Genomic DNA, 22,634 nt, shown 5'->3' with positions numbered 1-22,634 from the left:
AAGCTCGTTCTATCGTGCTGATGTATCGAGTCGATACATCAGCACGGCATAAGGGCGAGAGGAGGCGACGATGAGCCGGAGATCCGGCATCCTCGAGTTCGCCGTACTCGGCCTGCTCCGCGAGTCCCCGATGCACGGCTATGAGCTGCGTAAACGGCTCAACACCTCACTGGGTGTGTTCCGGGCGTTCAGCTACGGGACGCTCTATCCCTGCCTCAAGACGCTGGTCACCAACGGCTGGTTGATCGAGGAACCGGGGAACGTCGGCGAGGCCGCCGCTTCTCTCACGGGACGCCGCGCCAAGATCGTCTACCGGTTGACGGCCGACGGTAAGGAACATTTCGAGCAGCTCCTCTCCCAGACGGGCCCGGACGCGTACGAGGACGAGACCTTCGCCGCTCGCTTCGCGTTCTTCGGCCAGACGTCGCGGGACGTACGCATGCGCGTGCTCGAGGGCCGGCGCAGCCGGCTGGAGGAGCGCCTGGAGAAGATGCGGGCCTCCCTGGCCCGCACCCGGGAGCGACTCGACGACTACACGCTTGAGCTCCAGCGCCACGGAATGGAGTCCGTGGAGCGCGAGGTGCGCTGGCTGAACGAGCTCATCGAGAGCGAGCGGGCGGGGCGGGACCTGAGGGGTTCCGCCGCGGAGGGGACCGCTCAACAGGACACGACATCTGGAGCGACGGGCGGCCTGCCCCGGCCGGGGGACGACCCCCGGCCGGATACGCCCGGCGACACCGCCACGTGAGCGCCCAGTCAGGGCCTCACTCGTACACACAGGGAGCAACCGGAATGGGTTCGGTTCGCGTAGCCATCGTCGGTGTGGGCAACTGCGCCGCATCGCTGGTGCAGGGCGTCGAGTACTACAAGGACGCCGACCCGGCGGCCAAGGTCCCCGGCCTGATGCACGTCCAGTTCGGCGACTACCACGTAAGTGACATCGAGTTCGTCGCCGCCTTCGACGTGGACGCCAAGAAGGTGGGCCTGGACCTCGCGGACGCCATCGGCGCCTCCGAGAACAACACCATCAAGATCTGCGACGTGCCGAACACCGGTGTCCAGGTCCAGCGCGGCCACACCCACGACGGTCTCGGCAAGTACTACCGCCAGACCATCGAGGAGTCCGCCGAGGCGCCGGTCGACGTCGTCCAGGTCCTCAAGGACAAGCAGGTCGACGTTCTCGTCTGCTACCTGCCCGTCGGTTCCGAGGACGCGGCGAAGTACTACGCCCAGTGCGCCATCGACGCCAAGGTCGCCTTCGTCAACGCCCTCCCGGTCTTCATCGCCGGCACCAAGGAGTGGGCGGACAAGTTCACCGAGGCGGGCGTCCCGATCGTCGGCGACGACATCAAGTCCCAGGTCGGCGCCACCATCACGCACCGCGTCATGGCGAAGCTGTTCGAGGACCGGGGCGTCGTCCTGGACCGCACGATGCAGCTGAACGTCGGCGGCAACATGGACTTCAAGAACATGCTCGAGCGCGAGCGCCTGGAGTCCAAGAAGATCTCCAAGACGCAGGCCGTCACCTCCCAGATCCCCGACCGCGACCTGGGTGCGGACAACGTCCACATCGGCCCGTCCGACTACGTCGCCTGGCTGGACGACCGCAAGTGGGCCTACGTCCGCCTCGAGGGCCGCGCTTTCGGTGACGTCCCGCTGAACCTGGAGTACAAGCTCGAGGTCTGGGACTCCCCGAACTCGGCCGGTGTCATCATCGACGCCCTGCGCGCCGCGAAGATCGCCAAGGACCGCGGCATCGGCGGCCCGATCCTGTCGGCGTCGAGCTACTTCATGAAGTCCCCGCCGGTCCAGTACTTCGACGACGAGGCCCGCGCCAACGTCGAGAAGTTCATCGCGGGCGAGGTCGAGCGCTGAGAAGCCGCTCACCCCGCTCTGCCGAGGGTCCCCGGGTCGCAGGACCCGGGGACCTTTCCCGTATGTGAGGCTGTGCCCCATGGCCGTCGTCCGTGACCTGCGCATCCTGCTGCGTCTGAAGGGGTTTCGGCACCTGCTCGCCGTTCGTCTTCTCTCCCAGGGCGCCGACGGCGTCTACCAGGTCGCGCTCGCCACCTACGTCGTCTTCTCCCCGGAGAAACAGACCTCGGCCGCCGCGATCGCCTCCGCGATGGCGGTCCTGCTGCTCCCCTACTCCCTGGTGGGCCCCTTCGCCGGTGTCCTCCTGGACCGCTGGCGCCGCCGCCAGGTCTTCCTGTACGGCAACCTGCTGCGCGCCGTGCTGGCCTCGGTGACGGCCGTGCTGATGTTGGCCTCCGTCCCCGACTGGCTCTTCTACGTCTCGGCCCTCTGCGTCACCGCCGTCAACCGTTTCGTCCTGGCGGGCCTGTCCGCCGCGCTGCCCCGGGTGGTCGACGCCGAGCGCCTGGTGATCGCCAACTCGCTCTCCCCGACGGCCGGCACCCTGGCCGCCACGGCGGGCGGCGGCCTCGCGTTCGTCGTGCGCCTCGTGGTCTCGGACTCCGACGCCGCCGTGGTGCTGCTCGGTGCCGGTCTCTATCTGTGCGGCGCGCTGGCGGCGCTGCGCATCGCCGTGGAGCTGCTGGGCCCGGACCCGGCACGGGTTCCGCCGAGGCTGACCTCGGCTCTCACCGGCACCGCCCGCGACCTGGTGGCGGGCGTGCGTCATCTGGCCGCACCCGCCCGCCGGGAAGCGGCCTGGGCCCTCGCCGGCATGACACTGATGCGGTTCTGCTACGGCGCCCTGCTGGTCATGCTGCTGATGCTGTGCCGGTACGCCCTGACCTCGGACACGGACGAGGGGCTCGCCCTGCTGGGGCTGGCGCTCGGCGTTTCCGGGGCGGGCTTCTTCGCGGCCGCGGTGGTCACCCCGTGGACAGCGGGACTACTGGGCCCCGGGCGCTGGATGGCCGTGTGCGCTGCGATCGCCACGGTGCTGGTCCCGGCGCTGGGCCTGCCGTTCGCCACCGCGCCCCTGCTCGCCGCAGCGTTCGTGCTCGGCCTGACGACCCAGGGAGCGAAGATCGCGACCGACACGGTCGTGCAGTCCTCGGTCGACGACATCTTCCGCGGTCGGGTCTTCTCCGTCTACGACGTGCTGTTCAACGTGGCCTTCGTCGGCGCGGCCGGGGTGGCCGCACTCATGCTGCCGCCGGACGGCCGCTCGGTGCCGCTGGTCGTGACGGTCTCCGTGGTCTACGGAGTGGTTGCGGCAGCTATGTCCCGGTTTGAGAGCCGGTAAGTGTCACATCAGTGACACAGAGCCCCACCGGACTACAGAGTTGTCAGTGGGACCCGGTAGCTTACGTGCGTCTTATCTCGCGGCATGTCCGCGACACGCACCTATTCCAGGGGGACCCCCAGTGACCACCCAGCCGCCGCCTCAGGGCAACCCGTTCGCGCAGCAGCCGCAGCAGCCCCAGGGACAGAACCCCTACGCCCAGGGACAGCAGGGCTTCCCGCAGCAGGCGGGCCAGCCCGGTCAGCCCGGTTTTCCGCAGCAGGGTGCGCCGTACGCCCCGGTGCCGCCGCAGCCGGCCCGCCGCAAGCTGAGCTTCAAGACGATCAAGAACATCGTCATCGCGGTGGTCGTCGTGGGTGTCGCGATCGGCGGCTACATCGCCAGTCGGGACGATGCGGACCAGGCCGGCGTGGGTGACTGCCTGAAGTCCGCGTCGTCCTCGTCGGACCGCATGGAAGTCGTGGACTGCTCTTCCTCGGAAGCCGAGGGCAAGGTCCTCGAGAAGGTGAAGGGACACTTCACGTCGATCACCGCCGAGACCGAGTGCCGGAAGGTCAAGGACGCCACCGGTTTCTACGCCGAGACCGGTGATGGGGAGGAGTTCCTCCTCTGCCTCGGTGACGTCTAAAGCACCTGGGAATGCTTCCTCTCCCTTAACCGGGACGTGTTTCACGTGAAACACCCGGCATGCCGAACGGCGCCGCATCAGGTGATGTGATGCGGCGCCGTTAGCGTTCCAGGGCAAGCATGGAGAGCCGGAACCTCTGGTCACGCTCAAAAGCCTTGCCCGCCTCCCTCCCCACGGCAAAGATCACTCACTGGGCCTGACCAGCCCTCTCGGCGAGGACCTCAACCTCGCTGTACGACACCTCAACATGCAGGGGGAATTGCCGTGAGGAAACACTTCATTCACGGGGCCGCCGCCGCGTTCGGCGCTGCGGCTCTCACCTTCGGCTCGATCTCGACCGCTTCAGCGGCAGAGCCGGCACACAGCGGCCCGGCTTCCAGCCCGGCCGCATACGTCGACTATCTGGAGCACTCCGACGAAGACGGTGCATCGGAGACCCTCGAAGAGTTCCATTCCCTCACCACAAGTGAGCAGAAACGATTCATCGGCTATCTCCAGGACCCCGCTCTGTTCACAGAGTTCCTGACGCAGAGCACGGGCGAGGCCGCCGCCAGTACCGACACCGATGACATTCAGGTCACCGCCCTGCGAGGAGGTGACGTCACTCTCGAAGCTGAACAGACGGGCAGTGCTCTTGCCGTAGCGGCCAAACGACCGCTGCCCAAGGGCAACCACACGGTGACGAGGTCCAACAAGATCAAGCTGATGGGCGTCACCGTCATGGAGTTCAAGATCTGGGAGACCTTCTACAGCAACGGGCGCACCATCACGAAGGTGGTCGACGCCGACGGGGGAAAGAAGAACTACTCCGGTGTCGTCAAGATGTCGAAGGGCATAGCGAAGAAGCAGCTAGGGAAGCAGAGCTTCTGCAAGAAGGGCGGTCCTTGCAGCAGTGGCAACACGGCCGTCGCCTCCATCGTCTGGGAGGGTGAGGTCGTCATCTCCGGAGGGACCTTCCAGGTCGACAAGAAGCAGACCCTGGTCTCCAACGTCTACGGCACGGCCACCAGCACCCTCGTGAACGTGTAACGAGTCACGCGCAAGACCCGCAAGCACTGCAGCAGTAGGGGCGGCATGTTTCACGTGAAACATGCCGCCCCTACTCATTCAGCCTCTGACTCGTTGCTCCACCACTCCTTGAGTGCCGCGACGGCGGCCTCATGCCCCATGGGCCCGTTCTCCAGGCGCAGCTCCAGCAGGTGCTTGTACGCCCGACCGACGACCGGGCCCGGCGGGACGCCCAGGACCTCCATGACCTGGTTGCCGTCCAGGTCCGGGCGGATCGCGTCCAGCTCCTCCTGTTCCTGAAGCTGCGCGATCCGCTCCTCCAGACCGTCGTAGGCGCGGGAGAGGGCCGACGCCTTGCGCTTGTTGCGCGTCGTGCAGTCCGACCTCGTGAGCTTGTGGAGCCGGTCGAGCAGCGGTCCCGCGTCCCGGACATAGCGGCGGACCGCGGAGTCCGTCCACTCTCCCGTGCCGTAGCCGTGGAAGCGCAGATGCAGCTCGACCAGGCGCGAGACGTCCTTCACCAGCTCGTTGGAGTACTTGAGCGCGAGCATGCGCTTCTTCGTCATCTTCGCCCCGACCACCTCGTGGTGGTGGAACGAGACCCTGCCGTCCTTCTCGAAGCGACGGGTGCGCGGTTTGCCGATGTCATGCAGCAGGGCGGCCAGGCGCAGGGTCAGGTCGGGGCCCTCGCTCTCCAGGGCCATCGCCTGCTCCAGGACGATGAGCGTGTGGTCGTAGACGTCCTTGTGCCGATGGTGCTCGTCGCGCTCCAACCGCAGGGCGGGCAGCTCGGGCAGGACGCGCTCGGCGAGGCCGGTCTCCACCAGGAGGGTCAGCCCTTTGCGCGGGTGCGAGGAGAGGATGAGCTTGTTCAGCTCGTCCCTGACCCGCTCGGCCGAGACGATGTCGATGCGTCCGGCCATGTCCCGCATGGCCTTGACGACCTCCGGGGCCACCTCGAAGTCGAGCTGTGCGGCGAAGCGCGCGGCTCGCATCATCCGGAGCGGATCGTCCGAGAAGGAGTCCTCGGGAGTCCCCGGAGTACGCAGCACGCCGGCCGCGAGGTCGTCGAGTCCTCCGTGCGGGTCGATGAACGCCTTCTCCGGCAGCGCGACGGCCATCGCGTTCACCGTGAAGTCACGCCGGACGAGGTCCTCCTCGATGGAGTGGCCGTAGGACACCTCGGGCTTGCGCGAGGTGCGGTCGTACGCCTCCGACCGGTAGGTGGTCACCTCGATCTGCCAGCCGTCCTTCTGTCCCCCGACCGTGCCGAAGGCGATCCCGACCTCCCAGACCGCGTCCGCCCAGGGCCGCATGATCTTGAGTACGTCCTGGGGGCGGGCATCCGTCGTGAAGTCCAGGTCGTTGCCGAGCCGCCCGAGCAAGGCGTCCCGGACCGACCCGCCGACCAGGGCGAGCGAGAACCCGGCCTCCTGGAAACGGCGGGCGAGATCGTCGGCGACAGGGGCGACGCGCAGCGGCTCGTTCACCGCGCGGTGCTGCTCCTGGCTCAGGACACTGGGGCTGACTTCGTTGGCGTTCGGCACAACTGAACAGGGTACGTGGCCCGGGCGAAGACGGGCGCCCCCATTCGTCGGGCGCGGAATCCCGCACTTCCGTACCGCTCCCTTTATAGACGCACATAGAGGGAAGCCCGCCGTGGCTGCGGATCTTGTGGCGTACGCCGCGGCACTTCCCCTCGGCGCACATCGTTACCATGCGTGGACGCACATTCCGACGACCACTGATCACGACGAGGGACGGGCGAGCGCGTGGCCGAGGCGGCAGACTTCCAGGGGACCAGTCCCTCACCTGCCCGCCGGTGGCTCCGGCGCACCACGGCGCTGCTCGCCGGGGCGCCGCTGCTGGCCGGCCTCGTCCAGCTGCCCGCCGCCGGTTCGGCGCACGCCGAGGAAGCGGCCGCCGCCCTGGCCGACTCGGACTCGGGCTCGGTGGCCGTCGCCGTGGACTCGCTCACCCCCTCGGCCCCGACCGACGGGGACACGGTGACCGTGTCGGGCACCGTGACGAACAAGGGCAAGCAGACCGTCACCAACGCCCATGTCGGCCTGCGCGTGGGACCGCAGATCGACACCCGGTCGTCCGTCGACGCGATCGCCAAGGACAGCGACGATCTCCAGGGCTCCATCGCTCCGGAGATCGACAACAAGTACACCGAGAAGTTCTCCAAGCTCACCCCCGGTGTCGCCGAGCACTTCAACATCTCCGTCCCGGTCGACGACCTCAACCTCGGCGACGACGGTGTCTACGAATTCGCCGTCTCGCTGTCCGGTGAGACCTCCGCACGGCCGTGGGAGCAGATCCTCGGCATCCAGCGGACCTTCCTGCCGTGGCAGCCCGACGGGGCCGACACGAAAACCAGGACCACGGCGCTGTGGCCCCTCGTCTCGACGACGCACATGGCAGCCGAGACGGGGCCGAACGAGGAACAGACACCGGTCTTCCTCAACGACGACCTGGCGAAGGAGATCTCCCCCGGCGGCCGTCTGAACCAGATGGTGACGCTGGGCAAGGACCTCGACGTCACCTGGGTGGTCGACCCCGACCTGCTGGCCTCCGTCGACGCGATGACCGGCAGCTACCGCGTCCGGGACGGGGACAAGACCGTCGCCGGCACCCACCAGACGATCGCCAAGCAGTGGCTGGCGGACCTGCAGGACGCGGTGGCCGACGAAGAGGTCGTCGCCCTCCCCTTCGCCGACCCCGACCTGGCCTCCCTGGCCCACAACGGCACGGACGTCACCGGCTCCCTGAGCCAGCTCAAGGAGGCGACGGACGTCATCGGCAACACCGTCGAGCCGATCCTCCACGTGAAGCCGAACACCGACTTCGCCTGGCCCGTGGACGGCGCCGTCGACCGGTCGATCGTCAAGGTCGCCACCTCCGCGGGCGCTGACAAGGTGATCGCCCGCAGCGACTCCCTCCGGGAGACCGACGGCCTGCCCTACACCCCCTCGGCCGCCCGTCCCATCGGTGGCGGCACCACGGCCGTCGTGGCGGACGCCCGGCTCTCCACGGCGTTCGAGGGCGACCTCACGACGGCGTCCGCCTCCACGCTCGCCGTGCAGCGCTTCCTCGCCCAGAGCCTCGGCCTGAGCCTCCAGACCGACAAGCAGCGCAGCGTCGTCATCGCACCGCAGCGGATGCCCTCCGGCAGCCAGGCCCGCGCGATGGCCGAGGCACTGCGGGCCCTTCAGAGCGGCACCTGGTCCCAGTCCCAGAAGCTGTCCGCGGCCTCCGCCGCCAAGCCGGACCCGGACGCCGCCACCAAGGTGCCGGGCACCTCCTCCTACCCGTCCGGGCTGCGCAAGAAGGAGCTGCCCCGGTCGGCCTTCGTGGAGAGCGCGCGGACGCAGGACGCCCTGGACAGCTTCAAGGTCGTGCTCTCGGACCCGTCCCGGGTGGTGACCCCCTTCGGACGTGCCCTGAACAGGGAGATGTCCGTGTCGTGGCGCGGCCGGGCCACCGAGGCGGAGTCGTTCCGCGACGGGGTGAAGTCGTACCTCGACAGCCTGTCCGGCCGGGTCAGACTGATCGACAAGTCGGAGACGAAGCTCTCCGGCCGCAGCGCCACGATCCCGGTGACGGTCCAGAACAACCTGGTGCAGGACGTCGGCCCCCTGGTCCTCCGGCTCACCTCGACCAACCCGACGCGTCTGGAGATCGACGGCGCCCGCTACCAGGAGCAGCCGATCTCGGTCTCCGGCGGCCACAGCCAGTCGGTGAAGTTCACCACGTCGGCCAACGCCAACGGCCGGGCCACGGTGATCGCCCAGCTGTACACGCAGGACGGGCGGCCCTATGGCAAGGCCGTCACCTTCGACGTGAAGGTCACCGAGATCACGGCCACCGTGATGCTCGTCATCGGCGGCGGTGTCCTGCTGCTCGTCCTCGCCGGCTTCCGGATGTACACGCAGCGCAAGCGCGCCGCGGCCCGTGCCGCCGAGAAGGCCGACGAGGAGACGGAGTCCGGGGAGGAGCCGGAGGCGGCGGGAAACTCCGACGACGACCCGGAGAACCCGAAGGACCCCGAAGCACGTCACACACAGGAGTCCGAGGCACCGGCCCGGGCAGACGACCCGGAGCAGCCGAGTGACCCGACACCGGACACCGCAGCGGAAAACGCCGACCCGTCCGGCACGGGTGAGAGAGTGGACCGTTGAGGATGTCGTGGCCGGTCGGCCCGGGACGATGAGGTGGGGTAACCATGAACGCGCCGTACGACGGTGACCGCGGTCAGGCCGCGGACGGCTCGGGTCACCCCCAGGGCCCGCCGCCGGACCCCGGCCAGACGCCGCCGCAGGCGCCCGCGGACATGTACCTCCAGGACGCCTACGACCAGGACCCCTACCGGGCGCAGGACCTCTCCGCCCAGGACCCGGTCTCCGAGGCGCTCTACGATCGCGCCGCGCACCCTCCGCCGCCCCCGGGCACGTACCCGCCGCAGCAGCCGCTGTACTCCCAGCCCTCCCAGTCGCCCCACGCTCCCGACCCCCGCCTCTGGGCCCAGACCCCGGCGCCCGAACCGGAGGGCCCGACGCAGTACCTGCCGTACGGCGACGACCCGCGGACCACCCAGTTCGTCGGCGTGGACGACCTGGTCGGCCAGGCCGGTGACCAGCGTCACGAGCGCGACGCCTTCGCGCACCTCTTCCGCGACCAGCAGCAGGGCGGCGGCCACCCCTCGTACAACGACCAGGCGGCCGTCCCCGCCCCGGCTCCGGCGCCATACGGCGGGACGGCAGGACCGGGGCAGTACGGCACCACACCGGCTCCGGGACAGTACGGCGGGCACCAAGGGCCCGACTCGTACGGCAACGCTCCGGCGCACGGCCAGTACGGCGGCCCCACTCCGGCACCCGGCCAGCACGCGGCACCGGCGCCGGGCCAGTACGCGGTGGCGCCCACCCCCGAGGCGGCCGAGGCTCCCCTCCAGGAGCCCGAGCCCGCCCCTGCGGCACCGCCGGCCGCCGCGCCCAAGAAGGGCGGGCGCGCGGGCGGCCTGCTGAAGTCGAGCGCCGTGATGGCCGCGGGCACGATGGTGTCGCGGCTGACCGGGTTCGTCCGGTCAGCACTGATCGTCTCGGCGCTGGGTGTCGGCCTGCTCGGCGACACCTTCCAGGTCGCCTACCAACTGCCGACGATGATCTACATCCTTACCGTCGGCGGCGGTCTCAACTCGGTCTTCGTACCGCAACTCGTCCGCGCCATGAAAGACGACGAGGACGGTGGCGAGGCATACGCCAACCGCCTGCTGACCCTCGTCATGGTGGCCCTGGGCGCGCTGACGGTGATCACGGTCTTGGGCGCGCCCCTGCTGATCCGGCTCCTGTCCAACCCTGTGGCCAGTGACCCGGCTGCGAACGAGGTCGGTATCACCTTCGTCCGATACTTCCTGCCGTCCATCTTCTTCATGGGTCTGCATGTGGTGATGGGGCAGGTCCTCAACGCCCGTGGCAGGTTCGGCGCGATGATGTGGACCCCGGTCCTGAACAACATCGTCATCATCGTGACCTTGGGGATGTTCATCTGGGTCTACGGCACCGCTGAGAGCTCAGGGATGAAGGTCACGAGCATCCCACCGGAAGGCGAGCGCCTGCTCGGCATCGGTGTGCTGCTGGGCCTCATCGTGCAGTCCCTGGCCATGATCCCTTACCTGCGGGAGACAGGCTTCCGGCTCCGCCTCCGGTTCGACTGGAAGGGACACGGACTCGGCAAGGCCATCACTCTCGCCAAGTGGACGGTCCTCTTCGTGCTTGCCAACCAGGCGGGCGCCATGATCGTCATCCAGCTCTCCACCGCGGCGGGCAAGGCATCGCCTGTGGACGGCACGGGTTTCGCCGCCTACGCCAACGCCCAGCTGATCTGGGGGCTGCCGCAGGCGATCATCACCGTCTCCCTCATGGCCGCGCTGCTGCCCCGCATTTCCCGCTCGGCATCCGAGGAGGACGGGGGAGCGGTCCGCGACGACATCTCCCAGGGCCTGCGCACCACGGCTGTCGCCATCGTTCCTGTGTCCTTCGGTTTCGTCGCACTCGGCATCCCCATGTGCACGCTCATGTTCGGCTCGTCGGGCACCAGTGAAGCCACCAACATGGGCTACATGCTGATGGCCTTCGGTCTCGGCCTCATCCCGTACTCCGTGCAGTACGTCGTCCTGCGCGCCTTCTACGCCTACGAGGACACCCGGACGCCCTTCTACAACACCGTCATCGTGGCCGTGGTCAACGCCGCCGCCTCGGGCCTGTGTTACCTCCTGCTGCCCTCCCGCTGGGCCGTCGTGGGCATGGCCGCCTCCTACGGTCTGGCCTACGTGATCGGCGTGGGCGTCGCCTGGCGCAGGCTGCGCAAGCGGCTCGGCGGTGACCTGGACGGCGCCCGGGTGCTGCGCACGTACGCCCGGCTGTGCATCGCGTCCGTACCGGCAGCCCTGCTCGGCGGCGCCGCCTGCTACGCGATCAGCCAGGCGCTCGGCCAGGGCGTCGTGGGATCGTTCGCCGCGCTGATCGCCGGCGGTCTGCTCCTGTTCGGCGTCTTCTTCGTCGCCGCCCGCAAGATGCGCATCGAGGAAGTCAACTCTCTGGTCGGGATGGTGCGCGGACGCCTGGGACGCTGAGACCCGGGGTAGGCGCACAACCATCGTCCGCCGCTGTGTGTCGTGCATAGCGGCGGACTGTGGGCACAATTGGGTTCGGCGTCGGACGCGCGGATCGGGAGTCGGCCGACGCGCACGGAATGGGGAGGCAGGAACGACGGTGGCGGAACGGAGCACAGCTGCCGTCGACGTGGCAGACAACAGCGGTGACGAGCCGCTGACCGCACAGGCGGACCAGTCCACGGCCGACGGGGTGGCCAACAACCGGGAGCGGGACACGGACAGCGACGAGGCACAGGGGAGCCCCACGAGCGAGGAATCCGGCAAGGCCTCGCCTCCCGAACTGCACAGCGGGCACAAGCTCGCCAGACGCTACCGTCTCGAGGAATGCGTCACCCGTCTGGACGGCTTCAGCAGTTGGCGGGCCGTCGACGAGAAGCTGCGCCGCGCCGTCGGAGTCCACCTCCTCCCGGCGGACCACCCGCGCGCCCGCTCCGTGCTGGCCGCGGCACGCTCCTCCGCCCTCCTCGGCGACCCCCGATTCGTCCAGGTACTGGACGCCGTCGAGGACAACGACCTCGTCTACGTCGTCCACGAGTGGCTCCCCGACGCCACCGAGCTGACCGCGCTCCTCGCCTCCGGACCGCTGGATGCCTACGACGCCTACCAGATGGTCAGTCAGGTGGCGTCGGCCATGGCGGCCGCACACCGCGAGGGCCTGGCCCATCTGCGCCTGAGCCCCAACGCGGTGCTGCGCACGTCGACGGGCCAGTGGCGGATCCGCGGGCTCGCCGTCAACGCCGCGCTGCGCGGCATCAGTTCCGACACCCCGCAGCGCACCGACACCGAGGCCATCGGCGCCCTTCTGTACGCCACGCTCACCCAGCGCTGGCCGTACGAGAGCGACGCGCACGGTCTGGCGGGGCTGCCCAAGGACATCGGCCTGATCCCCCCGGACCAGGTGCGGGCCGGCATCCACCGCGGCCTGTCCGAGCTGGCGATGCGGGCGCTCGCCAACGACGGCGCCACCGCCTCCCGCCACGAGTCCCCCTGCACGACGCCGGAGGAACTGGTGAAGGCGATCGGCGAGATGCCCCGCATCCGCCCGCCGGAGCCTGCGTACACCGCTCCACCCCAGTACCAGCGCACGGCCTACCAGCAGGGCGCGTACGGACGTCCGGCGCCGCACCCCGGTGTCGCACAGCCCGTACCGACGCCGCCGCCCCCGCTGCAGAGCCGTACCGGCAAGGCCCTCAAGTGGAGCGTCTCGGCCCTGCTGATCGCCGCGCTCGGCCTCGGCAGCTGGCAGTTGGCGGACGCCCTGATGGAACGGGGCGGCAAGGCCGACGACCAGAACCAGACCCAGACGACGGACGGCAACGACAAGAACAACGAGCAGACCAAGCCGGCCAAGCCGATCAGTGTGCAGGCAGCCCAGGAGTACGTCGCCAGCGGCGGGGCCCAGGCACCGGGGGATGTCGCCAACACCTACGACGGTGACGCCTCCACCTACTGGCGCACGAAGAAATACAACGAAGGCCCGAAGCTCGCGCCGTACAAGCCCGGCGTCGGCATCGTCTACGACCTCGGTTCACCGCAGGACGTCTCGACGGCCTCGGTAGCACTCCGGTACACCGGTGATCACACGACCGTGCATCTCTACGCCACCGATTCCCTGTCGCCCTCGACGGGCGTCGAGGGGATGAAGGAGATCGCGAGCGCCACCACGACCGGCACCTCGCTCACCGCCAAGGCATCGAAGCCCGTCAAGACGCGGTACGTCCTCCTGTGGATGACCGACGTGCCGAACGCTCCGTCCGACGGCTACAGCGGCGCCGGCTACAAGCAGGCGATCACCGACGTGACGTTCAAGGGCTGAAGGCCCTCGGAGGAAGGGGGGAGGAGGCCGATGGCAGATGACACCGCATACAGCGGCATCAGCGATCAGGACCTCCTCGCCCGCCACGTCGAGGGCGACCCCGATGCCTTCGGTGAGGTCGTACGCCGTCACCGCGACCGGCTCTGGGCGGTGGCCCTGCGGACGCTGGGGGATCGCGAGGAGGCGGCCGACGCCGTCCAGGACGCTCTCGTCTCCGCCTATCGGGCCGCGCACACCTTCCGTGGGCAGGCAGCCGTCACGACCTGGCTGCACCGGATCACGGTGAACGCCTGTCTGGACCGTGCCCGCAAGGCCGCGTCTCGGAAAACCGCACCCGTCGACGACACCGAGCGCCTGGAGCAGCTCCTGGAGCCGCACGAGTCGGCCTCCGCGCCCGCCGAACGCAATGATCTGCACCGTCAGCTGCTGGCGGCCCTGAGCACCCTGCCAGCCGACCAGCGAGCCGCCCTCGTCCTGGTGGACATGCAGGGCTACCCCGTCGCGGAGGCCGCCCGCATCCTCGACGTACCGAGCGGGACGATCAAGAGCCGGTGTGCCCGGGGCAGAGCCAGGCTCCTGCCGCTACTCACCCACCTCCGGCCTGACGGCAGCGACAAGAAGAGGGAACCGGGCGCGGAGCGGAACCGGACGCAGGGGGCATCCGTCCCACCCGCAGCGGGACCGCAGCGTGCGGGTCCGCCGGAGACAGGGCCGAGCGATTCAGCCGCAGTGAAGGGCGGAGGTGGACGAGCGTGACGTCGTCGACGACAGACATGACCGAGCACCCGGACACCGCGGAGCTCTCCGACTTCGCCGAAGGTCTCCTCCCCAGTACACGGACTGCCGACGTACGGCAGCATCTGGCCGGCTGCGAGCTCTGCGCGGACGTCTACGCGGCACTGGACGAGATCCAGGGACTGCTCGGCAGCCTGCCCGCCCCGGCGCCCATGCCGGACGATGTGGCTGCCCGTATCGACGCCGCCCTGGCAGCCGAGCCACTGCCGGGCGTCTCCGGCACCGCGCATGTTTCACGTGAAACATCGGCCCCCGCCGACCGGCCCACGGGACACGCTCGCCCCTCCTCCACCGGCCCCGGTCGCAAGGATCGTCGGCGAGGCGGGCGACGCAGGATCGCCGTCCTCGGCGCCGTGACCGCGGCCGCGGCCATCGGACTCGGCTCGGTCATCGTGTCCTCCCTGAATGGGGGGAGCTCCTCCGACGACACCGCCCACGAGCAGCAGACCGCGCTCGCGGACACCTTCTCCGAGGGGCATCTCGAGGCCAAGGTCACCGGCCTCGTCGCGGACGGGAGCGCCCAGAAGGAGTCGCGCACACCGCGCAGCTTCGGCATGGAGTCCGAGACCGGTGGCGAGACCGCCGAGAATCACGTCTTCAAGCAGCCGACCGTCCCCGAGTGCATTCGGAGGGCCCTCGGGCGCGACGACGCGGCGATCGCCACCGAGCAAGGCGTCTACAAGGGCAAGGAAGCCCTGCTGGTGGTGCTGCCCGATGCCGCCAACGACACTCGGGTCACCGCCTACATCGTCGAGTCGGCGTGCGTGAAGCAACCTGCGATCGGCAAGGGCAAGATCCTCCTGAAGCACTCCTACGCGCGTCCGTAGCCGTCCGGCCCTATTCGCCCTCGGGCGGCCCTGAGCTGTCGCCGTGTGCCCGGACACAGCGGGAATGCGCGCCCCGTAGGATCCGTTAGGTGGGGTGAGAGTTCCGAGTGCAGCTCCACCCGGCCCTGAAGACACAGTCCAGAGACGAGGAATGAAGCCGTGAGCGACGTCCGAAACGTGATCATCATCGGCTCCGGGCCCGCCGGCTACACGGCGGCGCTCTACACCGCGCGAGCGTCGCTGAAGCCGCTGGTGTTCGAGGGTGCCGTCACCGCGGGCGGAGCTCTGATGAACACCACCGAGGTCGAGAACTTTCCCGGCTTCCAGGACGGCATCATGGGCCCCGAGCTCATGGACAACATGCGGGCCCAGGCGGAGCGCTTCGGCGCCGAACTGATCCCGGACGATGTCGTGGCCGTCGATCTCAGCGGTGAGATCAAGACCGTCACCGACACCGCGGGCACGGTCCACCGGGCCAAGGCCGTCATCGTCACCACCGGCTCCCAGCACCGCAAGCTCGGCCTGCCGAACGAGGACGCGCTGTCCGGCCGGGGTGTCTCCTGGTGCGCGACCTGTGACGGCTTCTTCTTCAAGGACCAGGACATCGCCGTGATCGGTGGCGGTGACACCGCGATGGAGGAGGCCACGTTCCTCTCCCGCTTCGCGAAGTCCGTGACGATCGTCCACCGTCGCGACACCCTGCGCGCTTCCAAGGCGATGCAGGAGCGTGCCTTCGCCGACCCCAAGATCACGTTCGTCTGGGACAGCGAGGTCGCCGAGGTCCAGGGCGACCAGAAGCTCGCGGGCCTGAAGCTGCGCAACGTCAAGACCGGCGAGCTCTCGGACCTGCCGGTGACCGGCCTGTTCATCGCGATCGGCCACGACCCGCGCACCGAGCTCTTCAAGGGCCAGCTCGACCTGGACCCGGAGGGCTACCTGAAGGTCGAGGCACCCTCGACCCGCACCAACCTGACGGGTGTCTTCGGCGCCGGTGACGTGGTCGACCACACCTACCGCCAGGCGATCACCGCCGCGGGCACCGGCTGCTCCGCCGCTCTCGACGCCGAGCGCTTCCTCGCCGCCCTCAGCGACGAGGACAAGGCGGAGCCCGAGAAGACCACCGTCTGACCACCCCATCCCCCGCACCACTCAGTTAAGGAGCCCGCCGTGGCCGGCACCCTGAAGCACGTGACCGACGCATCCTTCGAGCAGGACGTCCTCAAGAACGACAAGCCCGTCCTGGTGGACTTCTGGGCCGCCTGGTGCGGTCCGTGCCGCCAGATCGCGCCGTCCCTCGAGGCGATCGCCGCCGAGTACGGCGACAAGATCGAGATCGTCAAGCTGAACATCGACGAGAACCCGGGTACGGCTGCCAAGTACGGCGTCATGTCCATCCCCACCCTGAACGTCTACCAGCGTGGCGAGGTCGCCAAGACCATCGTGGGCGCCAAGCCGAAGGCCGCGATCGTCCGCGACCTCGAGGCCTTCATCGCCGACTGACGATCGCCGACTCACGTTTCACGTGAAACACGAATGGGTCGACCCGACCGGGTCGGCCCATTCGTGTTACAACGGCTTTCCGTGTCTCACTACAGCGGACGCAACACCGGTTCTTTCTGAACCGCGCCGAGCAGGCGGTCCAGCGCCATCTCCACGTCTTCCTTCCAGGAGAGCGTGGACCGAAGATCCAGTCGCAACCGTGGGTGGCGGGGGTGCGGCCGGACCGTCTTGAAGCCCACCGCCAACAGGTGCTCCGCCGGCAGGACACAGGCGGGTTCCTTCCAGCGAGCATCGCCGAACGCCTCGATGGCCTTGAAGCCCCGGCGCAGAAGATCCTTGGCGACCGTCTGGACCATCACCCGGCCCAGTCCCTGACCCTGATACCCCGGCATCACGAAGGCGGTCATCAGTTGGACCGCGTCCGAGGAGACCGGGCTGGTGGGGAATGCCGCCGAGCGCGGTACATACGCCGGCGGCGCGTAGAGAACGTAGCCCACCGGCACGTCGTCGACGTAGACCACCCGGCCGCACGACCCCCAGTCCAGGAGGACGGCGGAGATCCAGGACTCCTTCTCCAGAGCCGGTGTGCCCGCCTTTACCGCGGCCTCGCCGCTGACGGGGTCCAGTTCCCAGAAGACGCACGAACGACAGCGCTGGGGAAGGTCCTGAAGGTTGTCCAGCGTGAGCGGTACGAGCCGGCGCCCCATGAAGGCTGTTCCTCGCTTCCTTCGCCTGCCGCGTCGCGGGCGGCTGTCAGAGCGCTCCGTTCCCTGAGCAGGCTGCCGATGAACCCACCGACCGCGCCCAGCCCCAAGCCCGCGCTCACCAGTTCGGTGCGGCTCATCGTTCGCATGGCCCCTGCCTTCCACTCAGAGGTACTGCCAGGTGACGACGCCATCCCGGTCGCATCGTATCCACGATGCGGTGGCCTCGACACCGACGCAAAGCAAAGGGCGGGCCGTGTTCCGGTATGCACCGGACACGGCCCGCCCTTGAGGCTCTCGAGGCACCACCGAGCGCGCCGGGCGCTCCGCTGCCCCGACATCAGGATTCGACGTCGTCGTCCTTGTCCTCCAGGAGGCCCTTCTGGAGCACGGGGCCTTCGCCGGGGGCCAGGCTGCCGAGGATCCGCTCCAGGTCGTCCATGGAGGCGAACTCCACGGTGATCTTGCCCTTCTTCTGTCCCAGGTCGACCTTCACGCGCGTCTCGAATCGGTCCGAGAGCCGCGTCGCCAGGTCCGAGAGCGCCGGGGAGACCAGAGAACCGGCCCGTGGGCCCTTGGCCCGCTGCGGCTTCTGCGGCCGGGAACCCATCAGGGTCACGATCTCCTCGACCGACCGCACCGAGAGTCCTTCGGCCACGATGCGATGGGCCAGCCGGTCCTGCTCTTCCGGATCGTCGACGGAGAGCAGCGCTCGCGCGTGTCCTGCGGAGAGCACTCCGGCGGCGACCCGGTTCTGCACCTTCGGGGAGAGCTTCAGCAGGCGCAGCGTGTTGGACACCTGCGGGCGGGAGCGACCGATACGGTCCGCCAGCTGGTCGTGCGTGCAGTTGAAGTCCTTCAGCAGCTGGTCGTAGGCGAACGCCTCCTCCAGCGGGTTCAGCTGAGCGCGGTGCAGGTTCTCCAGGAGCGCGTCCAGGAGGAGCTTCTCGTCCTCCGTCGCCCGCACGATCGCCGGGATGGCATCCAGTTCCAGCTCTCGGCAGGCCCGGAAGCGGCGCTCGCCCATGATGAGCTCATAACGCCCGGGCTCCGTCGGCCGCACGACAACCGGCTGGAGCAGACCCACCTCCCTGATGGAGGTGACGAGCTCGGCCAGCGCGTCGTCGTCGAAGTCCTTGCGCGGCTGCTTCGGGTTCGGCGTGATGGCGTCGAGAGGAACCTCGGCGAAGTGTGCCCCCATCGGCGGGCGAAGTCCTTCGGCACCCTGAGGGACCGTCGGCTCCTCCGTTTCACGTGAAACATGCGGCAGCGTCGCCACCTTCGCCGCAGCCACACCGCGTTCGTTCGGCAGCAGAGGCATCGTCCCCGGGGACGCGGAAGCCGCAGCCCCCAAGGCCGCCGAGGCAACCGACTTCTCGGTCGGGGCGTTGGGGATCAGTGCGCCAAGACCACGGCCCAGCCCCCTCCGTCGCTCACTCACTGGATCCCCTCCACCATGCTCGGATCATTCTGAGCGCCGACATGGGCATGGGTCGCGTCATAGCTGACGCCCACACCCTTCAGCGCGATCTCACGGGCCGCCTCCAGATAGGAGAGGGCTCCGCTTGATCCTGGATCGTAGGTCAGTACCGTCTGCCCGTAGCTCGGGGCCTCGGAGATGCGGACCGAGCGGGGAATGCTCGTCCGCAGCACCTCCTCGCCGAAGTGGCTGCGCACCTCGTCCGCGACCTGGGACGCAAGCCGCGTCCGACCGTCGTACATGGTGAGGAGGATCGTCGACACATGCAGCGTGGGGTTGAGATGCCCTCGGACGAGGTCGACGTTGCGCAGCAGCTGACCCAGCCCCTCCAGCGCGTAGTACTCGCACTGGATCGGGATCAGCACTTCCTGGCCGGCGACGAGCGCGTTGACGGTCAGCAGGCCGAGTGAGGGCGGGCAGTCGATGAGGATGTAGTCCAGCGGCTGTTCATACGCCGTGATCGCCCGCTGGAGCCGGCTCTCCCGCGCGACCAGAGAGACCAGCTCGATCTCCGCACCGGCGAGATCGATGGTGGCGGGCGCGCAGAACAGACCCTCGACATCGGGGACCGGCTGGACCACTTCGGAGAGCGGTCGGCTCTCGACCAGCACGTCGTAGATGGACGGCACCTCGGCGTGATGGTCGACGCCCAGCGCGGTGGAGGCGTTGCCCTGTGGGTCGAGATCGACGACCAGGACTCGTGCACCGTGCAAGGCGAGCGACGCGGCAAGATTGACGGTCGTCGTCGTCTTGCCCACACCGCCCTTCTGGTTTGCTACGACCATGATCCGAGTCTGCTCGGGTCGCGGCAGCCCCTCACCGGCGCGGCCCAGAGCGTCCACCGCCAGTTGGGCAGCACGACCGATCGGAGTGTCGTCCATCGGAGGCGGTGTTTCACGTGAAACATCCGCCCCCATCGACTCGGTACGGGGACCGGGGACCGGATCGGTCATCGGCCCCGCGATATTGGCGTCGGACCGCAAGGATTCACTCTCCTCGACTTCAGGCTCGCAATGAACAGAGCCTCCCATGCCTCCGGGGTCATGAACCAGTGAGGCCTGGTCTTCTGTGGAGAAATCCACCTCTGTGGACAACTCCGCGCCCTCTCCGAGTGACCCGAGAGGCTTCCGTTCACGTGGGTCGGACGCGGCGCGGCCGCGACTGATGATGCCGTGCAACAGTGAGCGACGTTTCACGTGAAACACGATGCAGCGCGGCCCAAGCCGAACGGCCGCGACACTCCGGCATGCATGAGCAGGGCAGCTTGTGTGGAGTACGGCGGACCAGTGGAGTACGGCGGACCATGAGAGCTATCCGCGACGCCGGCGCGTTCGCCCCGTCCGGGCGGCCTTGGCCCGCTTGGCGGCGAACCGCACACCACCGGGGCTCTCGCCGACCTCGACACGCACCACGGTGGACATGGGTTCCACGACGCCCTCGCCGACGTGGAGGATGGACGTCTCCTCCGCTCCGAGCTTGCTCAGCGCCGCGGTCGCCGCCTTCAGTTCCTCCTCGGCGGTGTCGCCCTTGAGGGCGAGCATCTCGCCGTACGGCCGCAGGAGCGGGATGCCCCAGGTGGCGAGACGGTCCAGTGGAGCGACGGCTCGGGCCGTCACCACATGCACCGGCGGCAGCTTGCCCATGACCTCCTCGGCCCGGCCCCGCACCACGGTGACATGGTCCAGGCCCAGCAGCTCCACGACCTCGGTGAGGAAGTTCGTACGGCGCAGCAGCGGCTCAAGCAGGGTGATCTTCAGGTCGTCCCGTACCAGCGCCAAGGGAATCCCGGGCAGGCCGGCGCCCGAGCCGACGTCGCACACCGTCACTCCCTCGGGCACGACCTCCGAGAGCACGGCGCAGTTCAGCAGGTGCCGCTCCCAGAGCCGGGGCACTTCGCGCGGACCGATCAGGCCGCGTTTCACCCCCGCCTCGGCGAGCAGTTCCGCGTAGCGGACCGCGTCCGCGTAGCGATCACCGAACACAACACGTGCCTGCTCGGGTACAGGGGGGAGCTCCGCTGCCTCCGACACGGGGACCGTCCTTCCGTACGACACCGGCGCCAAGGGCGTCGGTGCCAGAACCACCAGAACTATCAGGCTGACAAAATTCGGCCCCGTCTGCGCAACAGACGGGGCCGGAGAACGAGAGGAAGCCGATCAGGCAGGGAGCACGACGACGAAGCGCTCCGGCTCCTCGCCCTCGGACTCACTGCGGAGCCCCGCGGCCTTGACCGCGTCATGCACGACCTTGCGCTCGAAGGGCGTCATCGGCTCGAGCCGCACGGACTCGCCGCTGCTCTTGGCCTCGGCCGCGGCCTTGGCGCCCAGCTCGGACAGCTCGGCGCGCTTGCCCGCCCGGTAACCCGCGATGTCGAGCATCAGCCGGCTGCGGTCCCCGGTCTCCCGGTGCACGGCGAGGCGCGTGAGCTCCTGCAGAGCCTCCAGCACCTCACCGTCCCGGCCGACCAGCTTCTGCAGATCGCGGCTGCTGCTGTCGCTGATGATCGAGACGGAGGCACGGTCGGCCTCGACGTCCATGTCGATGTCGCCGTCGAGGTCGGCGATGTCGAGCAGACCCTCCAGGTAGTCCGCCGCGATCTCGCCCTCCTGCTCGAGGCGGGTCAGGGTGTCTGCACCCTCGGCAGCGGCGGAGGTGGTGCCTTCCGTCACGGGATGGGCTCCTTCTTACTTCTTCGACGGGGACTTGGGCCGCTGCGGGCCCTTGCGCTGTCCGGACTGGGCCTTGCTGCGGCCACCGCCGCCGGACTTCTGAGCCGGCTTCTTGGCACCGGCGGCGGGCTTCGCGTCCTGCTTGCCCGCCGGCTTGGCGTCCTGCGGCTCGTCCGACTTGGTCAGCGACGTCTTCGGCTCGGCCTCACCTGCGGGCTTGGCCTGGCGCTGGGACTTGCTCTGCCGCTTGGGCTGCTGGCGCTTGGGCTGGCCCGTGGTCGTCACGGTCGAGCCGTCCGCGCTCTGAGCGGCCACGGCGGCATCACTCTTCACCACGGTGCCGTCGGTCTGGGCCGCCAGTCCCGCCTTGTTCAGGCCGTTGATGAACTTCCGCTCGGCCTCGTTGCGGTCCCGGCCCTTGGCGACGATGGCCTTCACGATGGCCTTCTCGCCCCGGCGACGGGTCTTGCCGTGCTCGGTGACGCTCTTGTGCAGCCGCTCCAGGTAGGCGGCCTGCGCCTTGGAGCCGGGCGTCGGGTTGTTGCGGATGACGTACATCTGCTGGCCCATGGTCCACACGTTGGTGGTCAGCCAGTAGACGAGGACACCGACGGGGAAGTTCACACCGAAGACGGCGAACATGACCGGGAAGACGTACATCAGCATCTTCTGCTGCTGCATGAACGGCGTCTTCACGGTGGTGTCGACGTTCTTCGTCATCAGCTGGCGCTGGGTGAAGAACTGCGAGGCCGACATCAGCACGATCATGATCGCGGTGACGACCCGGACGTCGGTGAGGGAGGCGTTGAGGGCGGCGACGTCGCTCTCGCTGCTGAAGAACTTCGAGGCCAGCGGAGCCCCGAAGATGTGCGCCTTCTGCGCGCTCTCCAGCAGGCTCTGGTTGACCGCACCGATGGTGTCGCCGGACGCGATGCCGTTGAGCACGTGGTACAGGGCGAAGAAGAACGGGGACTGCGCCAGGATGGGAAGGCACGAGGAGAGCGGGTTGGTACCCGTCTCCTTGTACAGCTTCATCATCTCTTCGGACTGACGCTGCTTGTCGTTCTTGTAGCGCTCCTGGATCTTCTTCATCTCCGGCTGGAGCGTCTGCATCCCGCGCGTCGCCTTGATCTGCTTCACGAAGAGCGGGATCAGGCAGATGCGGATGAGGATCACCAGCGACACGATGGACAGGCCCCAGGCCCATCCGGTGTCAGGTCCGAAGATCGCCCCGTACACCGTGTGGAACTGGACGATGACCCAGGAGACGGGCCAGGTGATAAAGCTGAAGAGGCTGGCAATCGTGTCCAC

19 protein-coding genes are annotated in these 22,634 nt (G+C 68.6%); 12 read left to right on the top strand and 7 right to left on the bottom strand.

Annotation, left to right across the window (positions count from 1 at the left end):
• Window positions 1-70: 70 nt before the first annotated feature.
• The 5 genes from D1J63_RS18475 to D1J63_RS18455 all read left to right on the top strand — a co-directional run bounded on the left by D1J63_RS18475 (window position 71) and on the right by D1J63_RS18455 (window position 4,874).
• Window positions 71-748, top strand: a complete 678-nt coding sequence (locus D1J63_RS18475; RefSeq protein ID WP_125630073.1) for a PadR family transcriptional regulator — start codon at window positions 71-73, stop codon at window positions 746-748.
• 44 nt (window positions 749-792) lie between these two features.
• Window positions 793-1,875: an inositol-3-phosphate synthase gene (locus D1J63_RS18470; RefSeq protein ID WP_125630071.1), complete on the top strand. Its 1,083-nt coding sequence runs from the start codon at window positions 793-795 to the stop codon at window positions 1,873-1,875.
• 79 nt (window positions 1,876-1,954) lie between these two features.
• On the top strand, window positions 1,955-3,217 hold the full coding sequence (locus D1J63_RS18465; protein WP_125630069.1) for an MFS transporter: 1,263 nt from the start codon (window positions 1,955-1,957) through the stop codon (window positions 3,215-3,217).
• Between the two features lie 46 nt (window positions 3,218-3,263).
• Entirely contained in the window at window positions 3,264-3,845 is a 582-nt protein-coding gene (locus D1J63_RS18460; RefSeq protein ID WP_102929314.1) for a hypothetical protein, read from the top strand.
• 264 nt (window positions 3,846-4,109) lie between these two features.
• A complete protein-coding gene (locus D1J63_RS18455; RefSeq protein WP_125630067.1) occupies window positions 4,110-4,874 on the top strand; it encodes a hypothetical protein in 765 nt (254 codons plus the stop codon).
• 74 nt (window positions 4,875-4,948) lie between these two features.
• Here the strand turns inward: D1J63_RS18455 and D1J63_RS18450 are convergent, their stop codons facing one another.
• On the bottom strand, window positions 4,949-6,400 hold the full coding sequence (locus tag D1J63_RS18450; RefSeq protein WP_125630065.1) for a CCA tRNA nucleotidyltransferase: 1,452 nt from the start codon (window positions 6,398-6,400) through the stop codon (window positions 4,949-4,951).
• Window positions 6,401-6,625: 225 nt separating this feature from the next.
• On the opposite strand from D1J63_RS18450, the gene D1J63_RS18445 reads away from it, so the two are divergent.
• The 7 genes from D1J63_RS18445 (at window position 6,626) to trxA (ending at window position 16,470) form a co-directional block, all read left to right on the top strand.
• On the top strand, window positions 6,626-9,037 hold the full coding sequence (locus D1J63_RS18445) for a DUF6049 family protein (RefSeq protein WP_125630063.1): 2,412 nt from the start codon (window positions 6,626-6,628) through the stop codon (window positions 9,035-9,037).
• A gap of 44 nt (window positions 9,038-9,081) precedes the next feature.
• Complete coding sequence (gene murJ / locus D1J63_RS18440; protein ID WP_125630061.1) at window positions 9,082-11,490, top strand: murein biosynthesis integral membrane protein MurJ; 2,409 nt, start codon at window positions 9,082-9,084, stop codon at window positions 11,488-11,490.
• A gap of 139 nt (window positions 11,491-11,629) precedes the next feature.
• Window positions 11,630-13,348 (top strand): protein kinase family protein, encoded by a 1,719-nt coding sequence (locus D1J63_RS18435; RefSeq protein WP_125630059.1) that lies wholly within the window; start codon window positions 11,630-11,632, stop codon window positions 13,346-13,348.
• Window positions 13,349-13,378: 30 nt separating this feature from the next.
• On the top strand, window positions 13,379-14,104 hold the full coding sequence (gene sigM / locus D1J63_RS18430) for an RNA polymerase sigma factor SigM (RefSeq protein WP_125630057.1): 726 nt from the start codon (window positions 13,379-13,381) through the stop codon (window positions 14,102-14,104).
• Between the two features lie 17 nt (window positions 14,105-14,121).
• A complete protein-coding gene (locus tag D1J63_RS18425) occupies window positions 14,122-14,970 on the top strand; it encodes a zf-HC2 domain-containing protein (protein ID WP_125635580.1) in 849 nt (282 codons plus the stop codon).
• Window positions 14,971-15,129: 159 nt separating this feature from the next.
• A complete protein-coding gene (trxB, locus tag D1J63_RS18420) occupies window positions 15,130-16,098 on the top strand; it encodes a thioredoxin-disulfide reductase (RefSeq protein ID WP_125630055.1) in 969 nt (322 codons plus the stop codon).
• A gap of 39 nt (window positions 16,099-16,137) precedes the next feature.
• Complete coding sequence (gene trxA, locus D1J63_RS18415; protein WP_102929305.1) at window positions 16,138-16,470, top strand: thioredoxin; 333 nt, start codon at window positions 16,138-16,140, stop codon at window positions 16,468-16,470.
• 89 nt (window positions 16,471-16,559) lie between these two features.
• Here trxA and D1J63_RS18410 read toward each other — a convergent pair whose 3' ends face one another.
• From D1J63_RS18410 to yidC, 6 genes are all read right to left on the bottom strand, one after another.
• Window positions 16,560-17,177, bottom strand: coding sequence for a GNAT family N-acetyltransferase (locus D1J63_RS18410; RefSeq protein WP_102929304.1), 618 nt, complete (start codon window positions 17,175-17,177; stop codon window positions 16,560-16,562).
• 337 nt (window positions 17,178-17,514) lie between these two features.
• Window positions 17,515-18,615, bottom strand: coding sequence for a ParB/RepB/Spo0J family partition protein (locus tag D1J63_RS18405; RefSeq protein ID WP_125630053.1), 1,101 nt, complete (start codon window positions 18,613-18,615; stop codon window positions 17,515-17,517).
• Window positions 18,612-19,685 carry a ParA family protein gene (locus D1J63_RS18400; protein ID WP_164713197.1) on the bottom strand — a complete coding sequence of 358 codons (1,074 nt, stop codon included), beginning with the start codon at window positions 19,683-19,685 and terminating at the stop codon, window positions 18,612-18,614. Before D1J63_RS18400 ends, D1J63_RS18405 begins: the two co-directional genes overlap by 4 nt.
• A 279-nt stretch (window positions 19,686-19,964) precedes the next feature.
• On the bottom strand, window positions 19,965-20,684 hold the full coding sequence (gene rsmG, locus D1J63_RS18395; RefSeq protein ID WP_102929302.1) for a 16S rRNA (guanine(527)-N(7))-methyltransferase RsmG: 720 nt from the start codon (window positions 20,682-20,684) through the stop codon (window positions 19,965-19,967).
• A 126-nt stretch (window positions 20,685-20,810) separates the two neighbouring features.
• Window positions 20,811-21,323: a R3H domain-containing nucleic acid-binding protein gene (locus tag D1J63_RS18390; protein ID WP_125630051.1), complete on the bottom strand. Its 513-nt coding sequence runs from the start codon at window positions 21,321-21,323 to the stop codon at window positions 20,811-20,813.
• A 15-nt stretch (window positions 21,324-21,338) separates the two neighbouring features.
• Window positions 21,339-22,634 carry a membrane protein insertase YidC gene (gene yidC / locus D1J63_RS18385; protein ID WP_102929300.1) on the bottom strand — a complete coding sequence of 432 codons (1,296 nt, stop codon included), beginning with the start codon at window positions 22,632-22,634 and terminating at the stop codon, window positions 21,339-21,341.

The organism is Streptomyces sp. KPB2, assembly GCF_003950055.1.
Lineage (GTDB): Bacteria > Actinomycetota > Actinomycetes > Streptomycetales > Streptomycetaceae > Streptomyces > Streptomyces salinarius.
This window is presented reverse-complemented; position numbering and strand designations above follow the sequence as displayed.